11 protein-coding genes are annotated in these 14,212 nt (G+C 63.5%); 5 read left to right on the top strand and 6 right to left on the bottom strand.

The features are described 5' to 3' along the window. Window positions 1–66: 66 nt before the first annotated feature. From AC1HIY_RS03120 to AC1HIY_RS03110, 3 genes are all read left to right on the top strand, one after another. Window positions 67–2,562, top strand: a complete 2,496-nt coding sequence (locus AC1HIY_RS03120) for a protein kinase domain-containing protein (RefSeq protein ID WP_479575248.1) — start codon at window positions 67–69, stop codon at window positions 2,560–2,562. Then, complete coding sequence (locus tag AC1HIY_RS03115; RefSeq protein WP_479575247.1) at window positions 2,559–3,722, top strand: hypothetical protein; 1,164 nt, start codon at window positions 2,559–2,561, stop codon at window positions 3,720–3,722. The genes AC1HIY_RS03120 and AC1HIY_RS03115 overlap by 4 nt, the downstream gene beginning before the upstream one ends. 106 nt (window positions 3,723–3,828) lie before the next feature. After that, the gene (locus tag AC1HIY_RS03110) at window positions 3,829–5,367 is read left to right on the top strand and encodes a MoxR family ATPase (protein WP_479575246.1); all 1,539 of its coding nucleotides are present in this window, start codon (window positions 3,829–3,831) and stop codon (window positions 5,365–5,367) included. A gap of 19 nt (window positions 5,368–5,386) precedes the next feature. Here AC1HIY_RS03110 and AC1HIY_RS03105 read toward each other — a convergent pair whose 3' ends face one another. Beyond that, on the bottom strand, window positions 5,387–6,442 hold the full coding sequence (locus tag AC1HIY_RS03105; RefSeq protein WP_479575245.1) for a BF3164 family lipoprotein: 1,056 nt from the start codon (window positions 6,440–6,442) through the stop codon (window positions 5,387–5,389). 919 nt (window positions 6,443–7,361) lie between these two features. Here AC1HIY_RS03105 and AC1HIY_RS03100 point away from each other — a divergent pair. Further along, the gene (locus tag AC1HIY_RS03100) at window positions 7,362–9,416 is read left to right on the top strand and encodes a M1 family aminopeptidase (RefSeq protein WP_479575244.1); all 2,055 of its coding nucleotides are present in this window, start codon (window positions 7,362–7,364) and stop codon (window positions 9,414–9,416) included. A gap of 61 nt (window positions 9,417–9,477) precedes the next feature. On the opposite strand, the gene AC1HIY_RS03095 is transcribed toward AC1HIY_RS03100, so the two are convergent. Further along, window positions 9,478–9,831 carry a DUF5615 family PIN-like protein gene (locus AC1HIY_RS03095; RefSeq protein ID WP_479575243.1) on the bottom strand — a complete coding sequence of 118 codons (354 nt, stop codon included), beginning with the start codon at window positions 9,829–9,831 and terminating at the stop codon, window positions 9,478–9,480. Next, window positions 9,828–10,055 (bottom strand): DUF433 domain-containing protein, encoded by a 228-nt coding sequence (locus AC1HIY_RS03090; RefSeq protein ID WP_479575242.1) that lies wholly within the window; start codon window positions 10,053–10,055, stop codon window positions 9,828–9,830. The genes AC1HIY_RS03095 and AC1HIY_RS03090 overlap by 4 nt, the downstream gene beginning before the upstream one ends. A gap of 265 nt (window positions 10,056–10,320) precedes the next feature. On the opposite strand from AC1HIY_RS03090, the gene AC1HIY_RS03085 reads away from it, so the two are divergent. Then, window positions 10,321–10,950: a MerR family transcriptional regulator gene (locus AC1HIY_RS03085; RefSeq protein ID WP_479575241.1), complete on the top strand. Its 630-nt coding sequence runs from the start codon at window positions 10,321–10,323 to the stop codon at window positions 10,948–10,950. A gap of 186 nt (window positions 10,951–11,136) precedes the next feature. Here AC1HIY_RS03085 and AC1HIY_RS03080 read toward each other — a convergent pair whose 3' ends face one another. From AC1HIY_RS03080 to AC1HIY_RS03070, 3 genes are all read right to left on the bottom strand, one after another. Continuing rightward, complete coding sequence (locus AC1HIY_RS03080; RefSeq protein ID WP_479575240.1) at window positions 11,137–12,165, bottom strand: 6-bladed beta-propeller; 1,029 nt, start codon at window positions 12,163–12,165, stop codon at window positions 11,137–11,139. An 813-nt stretch (window positions 12,166–12,978) separates the two neighbouring features. Continuing rightward, a complete protein-coding gene (locus tag AC1HIY_RS03075) occupies window positions 12,979–13,140 on the bottom strand; it encodes a hypothetical protein (RefSeq protein ID WP_479575239.1) in 162 nt (53 codons plus the stop codon). Next, window positions 13,137–13,805, bottom strand: a complete 669-nt coding sequence (locus AC1HIY_RS03070) for a glycosyltransferase family 2 protein (protein ID WP_479575238.1) — start codon at window positions 13,803–13,805, stop codon at window positions 13,137–13,139. The genes AC1HIY_RS03075 and AC1HIY_RS03070 overlap by 4 nt, the downstream gene beginning before the upstream one ends. Between the last annotated feature and the right edge of the window lie 407 nt (window positions 13,806–14,212).

Genomic DNA, 14,212 nt, shown 5'->3' with positions numbered 1-14,212 from the left:
CATCCGTTGACCGGTCTGCGCACGCGGTTTTGCTCACCCGGGATGCCCCTTCACCTTTGCCTGTCGATGATGGACGCAGAACACTGGGACCGGCTGGAAACCTTGCTCGATCAAACGCTGGCGCTTCCGTCCGAGCAGCGCGAGGCGTTCCTCGATGCGGCGTGCGGTTCCGACACCGCCTTGCGCGCCGAGTTGAGGGAGCTGATCGACGCCAACGATTCCGCCGGATCCTTCTTCGAGAACCTGGCCGAGGCCATGCGTCCCAAACCTTCCGCCGCCACGATCTCCGACCCGCTTCATCTCACCGGGCGGTCGCTTCATCACTACAAGGTGACCGAGTGGCTCGGCGGCGGCGGCATGGGGCTCGTCTACAAGGCAAAGGATACGCGTCTCCGTCGCACCGTGGCGCTCAAGTTTCTCCCGCCTCACTGGAGCCGGGAGACCACGGCCAAGCAACGCTTCGTCTATGAAGCACAGGCGGCTTCCGCGCTCGATCATCCCAACATCTGCACCATCTTCGAGATCAACGAGACGGAGCAGGGGCAGCTCTTCATCGCGATGGCCTATTACGATGGAGAGACGCTCAAGCACAAGATCGCGCGCGGCCCGATACCGGTCGGCGACGTCGTCGAGATCGCCCTTCAGATTGCCCGGGGACTCACCCAGGCGCACGCGCGCGGCATCATCCACCGGGACATCAAGCCCGACAACGTGATCGTCACGACGGACGGCGTCGTGAAGATCGTCGACTTCGGCCTGGCCAAGCTCAGTGCGAGCGACGACATCACCCGCACCGGCACGACGCTTGGAACGGTGGCCTACATGAGTCCGGAGCAGGCTCGGAGCGAAGACGTCGACCACCGAACGGACCTCTGGTCGCTCGGTGTGCTTCTCTATGAGATGCTCGCCGGAGAGCGTCCCTTCAAGGGGCCGTATGAGGCCGCTATCATTTACGGCATCATCCACGAGGACCCGGAGCCGCTGGACCGGCTTCATCCTCACTTTCCGCCCCTGCTCAGCCAGATTATCCATCAACTCCTTCAGAAAGATCCGGCGCGGCGCTATCAAGACATGGCCGCGCTCGTGAACGACCTGATCCTGCTCCGCGACGGCTCGGCGGCCCTGCGCACCGTCGAGGTTGAACCGCCGCGAGCGACGTCCATCGCCGTGCTCCCTTTCGTCAACATGAGCGCCGACCCGGAGAACGCCTATTTTTGCGAGGGGCTGGCCGAGGAGTTGATCAATGCGCTGACGAACCTTTCCGGCCTGCACGTGGCGGCGCGCACCTCTTCGTTCGCCTTCCAGGAGCACCGCGAAGACATGCAGAGCATCGGGCGCAAGCTCCATGTGGCGACGGTGCTCGAAGGCAGCGTGCGCAAGGTCGGCAACCGGTTGCGCATCACCGCCCAGCTCATCAACACCGCCGACGGCTACCACCTCTGGTCGGAGCGCTACGACCGCGTCCTCGACGACGTCTTTGCCATCCAGGATGAGATCACGCTCGCCATCGTGAACAAGCTCAAGCCGAAGCTGCTCCGCAACGAGAAGGCGGCGCTCGTCAAGCGGCATACCGATGACTTCGACGCCTACAATCTGTATCTGAAGGGACGCTTCTACTGGAACAAGCGCGACGAGGCTTCCCTGCAACGGAGCATCTCCTATTTCGAGCGGGCGATCGAGGTGGACCCGGCGTATGCGAAAGCCTATGCCGGCCTGGCCGGCAGCTACATGATGATCGGCTTTTACGGCCATGTGTCCGGGCTGGAAGTGTATCCCAAAGCCGAGGCGGCGGTCAGGAAGGCGCTCGAGCTGGATCCCCACCTCGCCGAAGCCCACGTCATGCTCGGAACCACCCGGTCTTTCCAGCACCACGACTGGGAGGGCGCCGAGCAGGCCATCCTGCACGCGCTCACGCGCCGGCCCGAACTCGCCATGGCGCACTACATCTATGCAGGCTGGGTGCTCTCGCCCACCGGCCGCCTTGCCGAGGCCATCCGCGAGGAACTGACGGCCCGGCAACTGGACCCGCTCTCGCTCGTGATCAACGCCGTCCTGGCCATCATCCACTGGTGGGCGCACCGCTACGACGAGACCCTCAAATACGCCCGCGAAACGCTCGACCTGAATCCGAATTTCTGGCTGGCCCTGGCCGCGCTCGGGCTGGCGCACGAACAAAAGGGCGACCATGAAGCGGCCATTGCCGCCTTCGAGAAAGCCATCGCCGTGACCCGGCGCACCCCTTTCCTCCTGGGCATGCTCGGTCACGTGCACGCGCGCGCCGGGCACACCGAACGGGCGCGGAAGATCCTCGCCGAGATGGAAACGTTGCGGCAGGACCAGTACGTCTCCGGCTTCGACACGGCGATGGTGCACCTCGGCCTCGGCGAGCATGAGCAGGCCCTCGACCACCTCGAACGCGCCTACGACGAACGCTCGGCCTGGCTCATCTATCTCAACGTCGATCCTCGTTTCGCGCCCCTGCATGCCGAACCGCGTTTCCGGGCCCTCCGGCGGAAGATGCGGCTGCCCGCACCGGTCCCCTTGTCCATCGACGCGATGTGAAGCCGACGAAAAAACGCCTGCGCCGCCGCATCGGCGAGAAACCCCATGGCGACTGTTCGTTTACAGGTCTTTTCCGAACCGACCTTTGCCGCGTGGGCACGATGCCGTCTTCTCCCCGACCTTTCGCCTCCTTTTCGTCTCTGAGCGCGCCGGCGCTGTTGCTCCTCCTGCTCTCCCTGGCCGGGTGCCTGCCCCACTCGTGCAGCCGCTCCGAGTCGCGGGCGCTGCTGCCGGTGGACTCGCTCTCGCGCGCCCTCGCCGCCGAGACGCCGGTGGACACGCTCCGCCTCGTGTGGACGGCCGCGCCGCCGGAGGACGCCCCGATGATGCACCCCCGCACCCTCTTCTTCGGCCCCGAGGGACGGCTCTACGTGGGCGACACGGAACGGAACAGCGTCTTCGTCTTCGGCGACGACGGCGCGTTCGTCGAGGAGATCACGGACGAGGCGTTCGAGTACCCGTATCTGGCCGGGTGGCGCGGCGACACGCTCCTCGTCTTCAACCCCACGGCCCGCCGCCTCGCCTTCGTGGCCGGCGGCGCGGTGCGGCGCACGCTCGCCACACCGGAGGACCTGCCCCCGCGCGGCGCACTTCAGTACATGGCCGCCTCCGACTCGGCGCTCTTCTTCAAGGCGCTCGGTCCAAATTTCGCAGGCTACCTCGCCCGTCTCGACGCGCGCGGGCGCATCGCCGAGCGGCACGCGCTCACCGGCCCGCACTGGCGTTATGCCGGGATGCTCCGCTTCTGGGGCGACTCGCTCCTGAGCCTCTCCGGCTTCCGCCCCGTCATCGACGTGCTCACCCCCGAGGGACGCCTCGACACACTCGCGCTCGCCGGCTTCGACTCGCCCATGCTCGCCCGCAGCCGCCTCTTTCTCCTCGGCGAGACGCACGAGCCGCCCCTGCTCACCTCCTCCGCCGCCGCCTCGGGCGCGCGCCTCTTCGTCCTCAACATGCGCCCCGGCTGGCTCCGCATCGACGTCTACGATCACGCCGGACGCCTTCGCCGCGTCCTCACCCAGGCGAACCCCGCCTTCAACCAGGAATACTATCCCGCCGATCTCGCCGTGCGCCGCGACGGGCGCGCCTTCGAGATCGCCGTCGTCGCGATCCGACCCGCGCCCACGCTCGATCTCTACCGCTGGACGCCGCCGGAGTGACGCCCCGAAACGCACGCCGGGGCTCCTCAACGAAACGGCACGAACGGGGAACAGCCGCGTAGACCTCGCGTGCTATCCTACCCTATGAACCGCGACCGAGGACGGCATGACCACGCAGCGCATCGATCCTCCGCTCACCGGCCTCCGAACGCTCGGTGAACTGAAGGCTTCCGGCTATCGACCCCTCCCGGTGAAGGACGAACTCCGGAAGAACCTCATCGCCAGACTCCGGCGCGGCGAGGACGTCTTTCCCGGCATCTTCGGCTTCGATCGCACCGTCATCCCGCAGATCCAGAACGCCATCCTCGGGCGGCACGACTTCATCCTCCTCGGCCTTCGCGGGCAGGCCAAGAGCCGCATCATCCGCATGATCCCGAGCCTGCTCGACGAATACGTCCCCATCGTCGCCGACAGCGAGATCAACGACGACCCCTTCGCCCCCCTCTCGAAATACGCGCGCGACCTCGTCGCCGAGAGAGGGGACGAGACGCCCATCGCCTGGATCCACCGCGACGAGCGCTACGGCGAGAAGCTCGCCACGCCGGACACCACCATCGCCGACCTCATCGGCGACATCGACCCGATCAAAGCGGCGCACCACCGCCTCACCTATGCCGACGAGGAGGTCATCCACTTCGGCATCATCCCGCGCCTGAACCGGGGCATCTTCGCCATCAACGAACTGCCCGACCTCCAGCCCCGCATCCAGGTGGGCCTGCTCAACATCATGGAAGAACAGGACATCCAGATTCGCGGCTTCAACATCCGCTTCCCGCTCGACGTGCTGATGATCTTCACGGCCAACCCGGAGGATTACACGAACCGGGGCAACATCATCACGCCGCTCAAGGACCGCATCGACAGCCAGATCCTGACGCACTATCCGAAGACCCTCGAGACGGGCATCGCCATCACGAAGCAGGAGGCGTGGCAAAAACGCGACGGCCTCGGCGCAACGGTGCACGTGCCGCACTATTTCCGCGAGATCATCGAGCAGATCGCCTTCGAGGCGCGTGAGAGCGAATACGTGGACCAGAAGTCGGGCGTGTCCGCGCGCATGACGCGGGCGGCGCTCGAAGACCTCATCTCCGCCGCCGAACGGCGGGCGCTCCTCTGCGGCGAGGCCGAGACGACGGTGCGGCTGAGCGACCTCGTGCACGTCGAGCCCGCCGTCACGGGCAAGGTCGAGCTCGTCTACGAAGGCGAGCAGGAGGGCGCGCAGAACGTGGCCCGCCTGCTCATCGGCCGCGCCGTCAAGGCCATCTTCGCGCGGTATTTCCCCGACCCTTCGGACAAGAAAGCCGGGCGCGCGCCGTACGCAAAGGTCCTCGCGTGGTTCGCCGGAGGGCGGCGCGTCACGCTCCGCCCGGAGATGCCCTTCACCGAGTACGTGCAGGCGCTCGACGCCGTCGACGGCCTGCGCGAGACGGTCCGCCGACACACCCAACCGTCCGCGCCCGCCGAGACGGCCTCGGCCATGGAGTTCGTCCTCGAAGCGCTCCACCAGCACTCGCTCATCGGCAAGGACCTCCTCGACGAGACCCACACCTTCTCCGACATGATGGGCTCGATGCTCTCCTCGCTCGGCTCCTTCGACGAGGACGACGACCTCGACGACGACGATCTGCCCGGACGCTATCGGTGAGACGTCGCCTTCATGCGGTTCATCGCCCGCCCGCCGCGCTCTTGGGAAGGTCCAGTGCGTATTGCACGACGGCCACGGACGGCGCGTGACGTGTGGCGTAAAGGACGCCCGCTTCTTCGTCCCCCTCGATGCCCAGCGCGGGCGCGTCGAGCCGAAAAGCAGCGAGGAAGTTTCCGTCCCAGTCGAAGACGTGAACGAGGGTTCCGAAGTTGCTGTCCTCTTCCCCCGAAGGCGCGCCCGAATACAATCCGAAGATGAAAGAAGGCGTCGCGGCAAGGTCGATGTAGGCGTTTCGCTGATCGTTCCCCGGAGGAGCGGGCGGGTAACCTTCCGGCCCCACGGCTTCGGCGAGGAGCCGCCCCGAGGGAGAATAGATCTGCAGGCGGTCGGCGTGGTTCATCACGAGGGCTATGCGGGAACGATCCGGGCGGGGCCGCGCTTCCCCGCGAACGGCGTTCATCCACAGCGGCGGGGCGATCCCCTCGGGGGCGACGGGCATCTCGCCGACGACGTCGCGGAGACGCCCCCGGGCGTCATACCGCGCAAAGCGCCCCCCGCCGATCAGTCCCGGACTCACGAGCAGCGTGTCGTTCACCCAAAAAGGACTCATGGGCAACCCTCCGCCCGCTGGCACAACTTGCCTTGCCTCACGGAGAGAGCGATCTTCGAGATAAGCCCTCAGGTTCACGTGGGTCAGCCGAAGCAACCGAACATCGTAGATCCAGCACTCCGGGCTTCCCGGAGCCGTGTCGAAAGACCAGACGCGCCGGAACTCTCCCGGTCCCTCGCCTTGCGTGCCGAGCGAATCCACGTAGCTGCCGTCGCGCGCATCGATGACGTGCACGGGGGGCGCACCGTAGGCATCGGCTACCACGAGGAACGGTCCGACCCGCCGCAGGTCTGCCGGCTCCGCAAGCGCTTCGGCGGCATTAAGGACGCGCCCGGCCAGCAAGGGAAGCGCATCGACCTCGTACGAAAACGAACGCGTCGTCCCCTCCGTCGCCTTGCCGTGCTCTCCACCCCGGCATCCCCATAGCGCCACACCCAACACGACGAAACGGACAAGTCTTGTCATCGTATGCCCAATGCTCCCCGGAACGGAACGTCCACCCAACTTTGAACGGAAGCGCACGGCTATTGAACCTGCACACACTCATAGTCAATTTGCCAACCACTGTCCATGTTGCAGATTTGACCTATCTTCTTTCGGCAGGAACATCCATCCGGAGCCGCACATGCGTGTTCGACGAGCTTTACGTCGTTTCCGAACAGACTGAATTCAAAGGGAAGAACGGCCATTATCCCCGTTAACGACACCAACAGGATTGATTTCTTTAACTTTTTCATGGCGGAGACACAAAGGATTGATTAGCGTGATTACCTTAACGATTCGACCTCCATAATGATATCATTCACAATCTCAATATATATATATAATTCTCGTCAAGTCAAAATTCCCTGGAAATTTTTTTGTTGACAACCACTCGAATTACAGCGTTGGTCACAGGAGTTGATACCGGTAACCTGAAAAGGACGGCCGTCGCATCGATGCACGTGAAACGCCACGCCATGAATCTTCTCCCATCCGAAAAGATCGTCCTCCCGAGCGCAGCCCGAAGGGCAGAGGCGAGGGATCTATGGCCGGTGAAGGGCACGAGGACCGGGATTGACCGCCGGAGCATGGGACGCAGAGCGTCCCCGAGGGGCGTTCCCACGCAGAGCATGGGAACGAGTTTCCGGGTGGATGGCGGCAAACTCTCACACGGTATCAAGGTCTATGACCGCCGCTATAATTTTCACCCTGACTGGTTATGGAGATTATAATTCCTCGAAGCGCTCCACCAGCACTCGCTCAGCGGCCAGGACCTCCTCGACAAGGCCCACACCTTCTCCGACATGATGGGCTCGATGCTCTCGTCGCTCGGCTCCTTCGACGAGGACGACGACCTCGACGACGACGATCTGCCCGGACGGTATCGGTGAGTCTGAAGACGATGCGCATAGCTTCCGCGCTTCTCGGCGCGATGCTCCTCGCGGCGACGCCCGGAGCGGCGACGGCGCAGCCCGCGACGGACGCGCGCGACGGCGCCGCTCAGTGCGCGGCGGCGAAGGCGAGGAACCGCGCCCCGCTTGCGTTCGCCCCCGGCAAACGCGGCTCCCTCGCGAGCCCCAACTTCGACGCCACGTATTATCACCTCACGCTCGACGTCCGCTTCGACCCCGAGAACGTCTCCGGCCATACGCGCGTCGAGGGCCGGGTGGCGGGCGCGCCGATGACCACGCTCACGCTCGACTTCGACGACGCGATGACGGTCGATTCGGTGCTTTCGGCGGAAGGCGCGCCGCTCGCCTTCACCCACGCCGGCGGCGCGCTCGCGATCGCCCTCCCCGCCCCGCTCGACGACGGCGCGCCCGTGGCGGTGGACGTGTACGAGCACGGCCTCCCCGCGCAGACCGGCTTCGGCACGTTCGTCTTCGGCACGCTCGCCAACGGCGACCCGTATGCGTGGACGCTCAGCGAACCCTACGGCGCGCGGAACTGGTGGCCGTGCAAAGACCATCCGTCCGACAAGGCCGACTCGGTGCGCGTCACCGTGACCGTGCCCGGGGGGATGCGCGTTGGCTCGGAAGGGCTGCTCGTGGCCGAGACGCCCAACGCCGACGGCACGGTCACGTACGACTGGCGCTCCCGCTACCCCATCGCCACGTACCTCGTCTCGCTCGCCGCCGGCGTCTACGACGTGACGGAGGACACGTACGTCCGTCCCGACAGCCTCGCAAATGAATTTGGCACGCTATCTCTCCCTATCCTTCACTATGCGTATCGGGGCACGGACGTGTACGAAGGCGGGGACGCTTTCAGCGGGTGGAAGAACGTCCTCGACGTGCTGCCCGTGCTCGAATACTGGTTCGGCCCGTATCCTTTTTCCGAAGAAAAATACGGCCATGCCCACGTCACCTTCGGCGGGGGGATGGAGCATCAGACGATGAGCTCGATGGGCGGGGGCGGCGTCGGGCTGGTGACGCACGAGCTCGGCCACATGTGGTTCGGCGACGCCGTGACGCTGCGCACGTGGCCGCATCTGTGGCTCAACGAGGGCTTTGCCACCTACGCCGAATTGCTGTACTGGAACGCCCGCGCCGCCCGCTTCCCCGGCACGTACGAGCAGATCTTCGATCTCTACTACGGACGCGCGCTGACCGCCGAGGGCACGCTCGTCGTCGAGGACACCACGGACATCTACAACCTTTTCGCCCACAGCCGGGTCTACAGCAAGGGCGCCATGGTGCTTCGGATGCTGCGCGGCATCACGGGTGAGGAGGTCTTCCGCGAGATCCTGCGGAGCTATGCCGACGACGACGCCGTCCGGTACGGCGCCGCCGTCACCGCCGACTTCGAGCGGGTGGCCGAAGCCGTCTCGGGCCTCGACCTCGGCGCATTCTTCCGGCAATGGGTGACCGAGGGCACGGGCGAGCCGGTCTATGAGGTCGGCTGGTCGGCGCGCGCGGCGGGCGACGGCTATGACATGACGGTCGAGATCACGCAGACGCAGACGGCGCCCGCCTCATCGGTCGAGGTCTTCGAGATGCCCGTCACGCTGGCCGTGGCGACGGAGGCGGGCGAGCGGCGCTTCACCGTCGTCAACGACGCGCGCAGACAGACCGTGACGCTCCACGTCGACGCCCGGCCCACCGGCCTCACCTTCGACCCCGACCGATGGATCCTTCGCGGCGAGGAGGTGCTCGTGGTCGCCGCCGAAACCGCGCCGGAGGCGGCGAGGCGCACGAAGATCGCCGCCGTCTATCCCAACCCGGCGGCGGAGGTCTTCCGCGTGCGGCTCACGCTTGCCGCTCCGGCTCCCGCCCGCCTCGACCTCTTCGACGCCCGGGGCCGCCGCGTGCGCCGCCTCCTCGACCGCTCCTTCCCTGCCGGCACACACGACCTCGCCTTCGACGCCTCCGGGCTCGCACCCGGCATCTATTTTCTCCGCCTCACCGACGGACACCGCGCCCACACCCGCACCGTCACCCTCCTCGCTCCGCGATGACGCCCCGCTCTCATCCGAATCGGCGACACGCTTTCTTTGCCCGAAGTGCCGCCCCTGAACCTCAAAAGTGAAAACGAATTGCTTCGCGATCGATTTCGATAAAATCATGCGTGGCAAACCCGGCAACCATCGCTTCGAGATTTCGAAAAAAAAGATGCTCTAGTTCGGAGTTCGTAATATTGCCCGTGGAGATGAGCAACAGCTTGTAGGGCACGCCCTGCACGATCAGCGAATTGACAAAGTCGGCGTCTTTCGTAATCACGACGCGCTCGCCGCTCATCGATAGCTGCTCAATCACTCGATCCGGCGTCCGGTTGCCCAGCGGCAAATCCAGCGTATGTATGGAATCATGACCGATCGCGCAAAGCCGCAGGCTCAGCCGACGGGGGAGCTGGGCATCGACCAGAAACTTCATGCGGCTACCGCTTGCACGCGTTTGATCTGGCTGAGCCGCGCCGCATAGGCCAGCACCGCCAGAATATCTTCATGCTCAAGGTCTTCGTAGTCGGCCAGGATTTCCCGAGGCGTCATACCCGAACTGAGCAATTCGAGGATTGTCTCGACAGGATAGCGCAATCCCCGCACACAGGGTTTGCCGTGGCAGATCGCGGGGTCCATGATAATGCGTTCAAGTGACATGGTCGGTGAGGTCTGGTGGGTAGCGCCGACGTCGTATAGAGACGCTCCGTTGCGGGCAGAGATCCCCGGCGTATTCGCCGGTCTCGCGCCTCACCGACGGACCCCGCGCCCACACCCGCACCGTCACCCTCCTCGCTCCGCGATGACGCCTTGCCCGCCACGCGCATTGTCCCGGAGAAATTCAAGGACTGTGGGCTGATTTCCACGCATTGCAGGCCTATCTTTGCGCAGGATTATGCAGTTTCAAAACCTCGCAAGGTTATCCATGTCTAAGCCATCCGCACCGAAAGACCCCCTCCTCACGTTGAAGCAGGCCTCCGAGCGGCTGAGTATTCATCCGACCACGCTCCGACGGTGGGCCGATCAGGGCTCGATCCCGGTGGTGATCACGCCGGGGGGGCACCGGCGCTTCCCGCGCTCGGCGGTCGAGCAGATGCGGGAACAACGCACGGGAGGGACCGGCGGGAAGGACACGGGCAAGACGCTGGCCGAGCGGGCGCTCTCGCACACCCGCGCCGAGATCGCCGAGCACCGGGACGAACGCTGGCTCTCTGAACTCAACGAGCGCGAGCGGGAAGAAAAACGCCTCCTCGGCCAACGGGTGATGGGGCTGATGATGCAGTTCATCTCGATGGAAGACGACGACGGCGCCGACCTGCTCGAAGAGGCCCGGGCGCTCGGGCGCGTCTATGCCGAAAGCGCCATAGAGACGGGCATGAGCCTCTCCGAAGCCCTTCAGGCCACCATGTTCTTCCGCGACCACATCGTGGAATCGGCCATCATGCTGCCCGAGACGGCCCGCACCCGCACCACGGCGAACCGTCGGCTCCTGCGCCGGATCAACACGTTTCTGAACACCATTCAACTCGCCATCACGGAAACCTTCGAGGCCTAGTTCGAACGACTTCGCAGCGGTTCGTTCGCGAAACAGGCCGCAGGCCCGCTACCCCTCGAACCGAAACCGGGAACTTCCTCGCCCGGCGCGCCTCGGGCGAGCGTCCGGGGCCGCCGCCGACCTCCGGCGCCGGATTCACAGGCCGACTCTGTTCCGCAGATGGACTCCGTAAGGACCGGCGCTCCCTTACTCGCGCTCGAACACGACGATTTCTCCCTTCGACAGACAGTAGATCCGGTCGCCGTGAACCTGCGCATCGATGCTCCTGACCGGAAGGCGAAACGTACTCAGGTAAGCGCCGCTGGAGGCATCATATCGATCCAGAACGGAATAACGCTCCTCCAGAGTGCTTTTCTTGAAGTAGACAAGCTCGTAGAGCACCCCCGCGTCGACGTTGACCATACCGAACACCACGTCGCTCTCGGGCGCTCGAAAAGCTATCCCGGAATCGGTCTGCCGGGACGTCGTCCCCGGGAATGGGATGCGGTCTATAGTCTGCACGACTTTCTCGATCTCACCGGCTCGATCAAACAGGTAGAGATAACCCGCGTATTCGGGAACGTAAACGAAACCGCCGTCTTCCAGCGACCCGAGCGTCCCCTGGAGGGCCAGAAAGTTGACCCGTTGATCCGTGACGATGTCTCCAAAGGTCTTCAACACGCGACCGGTCGTATCCACTTCCTGAAACAACTCGGGACTGCCCATCATCATCATCACGAGATGCTCGGCAAGCCCCGCGATCCGGAGCGCGCCCGGCGAGGTGAGGAAACGCGACCGATACGTTCCGTCAACGTTGAACCGCGAGACGTTCCGCGAGCGCAAGCTCACGATCCAGATATCCTCGCCCCTTACGTAAAAATCCGTAATGTTGCCGAACTCTCCCGGTCCTTCTCCAACCCCGTTGCCAATGGCATTCAGAAACTCCCCGTCGAGGCTGAACCGCTTGACTTTCATGTCACCGTGATCGGCGACGTAGACGTGCTCCCCGTAAATCTTCACGATCAAAGGATTCAGAAGCGAATCCCGAAACGCCTTGCCTGCTTCCGCCGGCCGATAGTTCCATTCGGACCAGACCCGTTCCCGGTGCGTTTGCGCGAGCACAGCATGCTTGATTGCCGGGTCCTTGTGACTGATTAATGCGTCTTCCTTGCTCAGAAACACGACCCCCCCCGTAACGACCAGCAGAATTGCAATCACGGTTACAACAATCTTCATAATTCTATTCGACATGACATCTCAAAATGTTCGACAACGTTCAGTGCAACCGCATAAAAACGTAAAACCTTCCGGATCGCGCAAGACTTCAAGAATCGCGCAACATGATCCCAATAAAGAATACAAAAGAGATGCGGTTTGTCATGCACCTCTCTACTGCACGCCTCTCATACAATATGTCCAGCCACTTTCACAATAATGAGCAGCACATACTTTGGTTCCGGTATCCGGACAATTCAGAAAAACGCAATCACTGTGGCAATAAGACGAACTTGCACCTTTCGCAGTCGTCCCTCCATCCCAAATTGTAAACATGAATCCCACGAAAGCTCCAAGCAAGAACAGCAATTTGAGATATTTCATTAGCTTGCCCCCTAAATCAAATCAAAAATGCAACGATTAAAGCACCCCTCTTACTCTGTACTCCACTCCATACAATACGTCCATCCCGTTTCACACAAATGTGACGCGCATACTTCACTTCCGGTATCCGGACAATTTAGAAAGATGCAATCGCCATGACAAGACTGAGCCGCCTCTGTATTTAGAGCGCCATACCAAAGCGTGAACAAAATCATGCTCACAAAAACCAGCCATCCAAGATAGATCGTTTCATGTTTTTGAATTTCCAACTTCGTCATAACTGCATGAAGTTTAGAGTGTGATTATGCCATTTGCTTAGCCAACAATACCCCCCCCCCTCGATATATTTCAAGGCATTTCATCATCTTAACACTATCTTAACAAACCAATCCCGCAGCCGGACCCGACTGCGCTACCCGAGCGACGGCATGAGGAACCCGGCCCCCGGCTCTACGGAAAGCTCGCCTCCACACCGCCGCTGCCGGCAGACGCAACGACCGGGTTGCCGGCAGCCGTGACGCCACCGTCGTCCACTTCCACGACCGGAACGACCTCCCGGCGCGCCTCGGGTGAGCGTCCGGGGCCGCCGCCGACCTCCGGCGCCGGATTCACAGGCCGAGTCTGTTCAGCAAATAGTCGAGGCGGCTGCGCAGGCCGAGGCCGTACCCGTACCGTTCGGCGGTGCCGCGCCCGAAGTGCACGACGTAGTCTTCGATGGGAAACTCGAGGATCGCATAGCCCTGTTGGGCCGCCGCGGCGCAATTCTCCAAAACGGGCAAGCCGTGGTGGATGAAAGGGGGCAGCCGATGATAGACGGCCCGTTTGAGCATCATGTAGGCGCTCGCCGGGACGGGGATCTTGCCCTTCGGATCAGCGAAGCCTCGCCGGTTCACCGTCACCACGTGTCCCGCGGCGTAGTGATGATCCTTCTCCGCCAGCGCCTCGCGCATCGGCTCCAGAAAACCCGCGCGCTTCGTCTCCGTGTCGCTGTCGAAGAAGTAGACGTACGGCGTCCGGATGCGCTCCATGGCCCGATGCATGGCCGGGCCGTGATAGATGTTCTCTTCGAGCAACCAGGCTTCGACGGGGCCGGACGCTTCCCGCCGGAGCGCCTCGATGCGCGCGCGCGAATCGTCCGCCGAGCCGTTGTCGATGATGACCAGCGGGACGTCCGGATAGGCCTCGCCGAAGGAGCGGACGGCCGTCTCCAGCAGGTCGGGCGTCTGGTAGTTGATGACGACGGCGGTCACCTGAGCGGCGAGGTCCCGGGCGGACATGAGGGGGACGGTTCGTGGAAAGGAAAAGCCCCGGCTTCTATGCCGCCGACCCGGATGGGTTGCAAAGGGCGTTGGGGCCTTCGGGCGTTCGACGAGCAAACGGTAAAAAAAAAGCCGCCCACGACATGGGCAGCTCTATGATTTCCTCAACGCGATGACCTCCCCTGGCTCGAACCGCACACCGAAGTGTTTGATTCGGACCAGTGCGGGAGGTCCGTCTCTCCCGCCTGTTCTGTTGATCAGGCAGGGTGGCTTCCGCAGCTTCGGTTGCCCGAAACCACGTCGTCCGCCGCATGGGCACACGGCTTCCGCGCCACGGGTATCATTGTTTCAGCCCGCTGCGGTTTCAGGAGCGCAGCCTTCCCGGCCCGCCTTTCGGCAAGCCGTTCCGCTCCGCTCGCTCCGAT

The sequence above is a fragment of the Rhodocaloribacter sp. genome, assembly GCF_056451265.1.
Note: the sequence above shows the minus strand (reverse complement) of the source record. Positions and strands in the feature narration are given on the sequence as shown.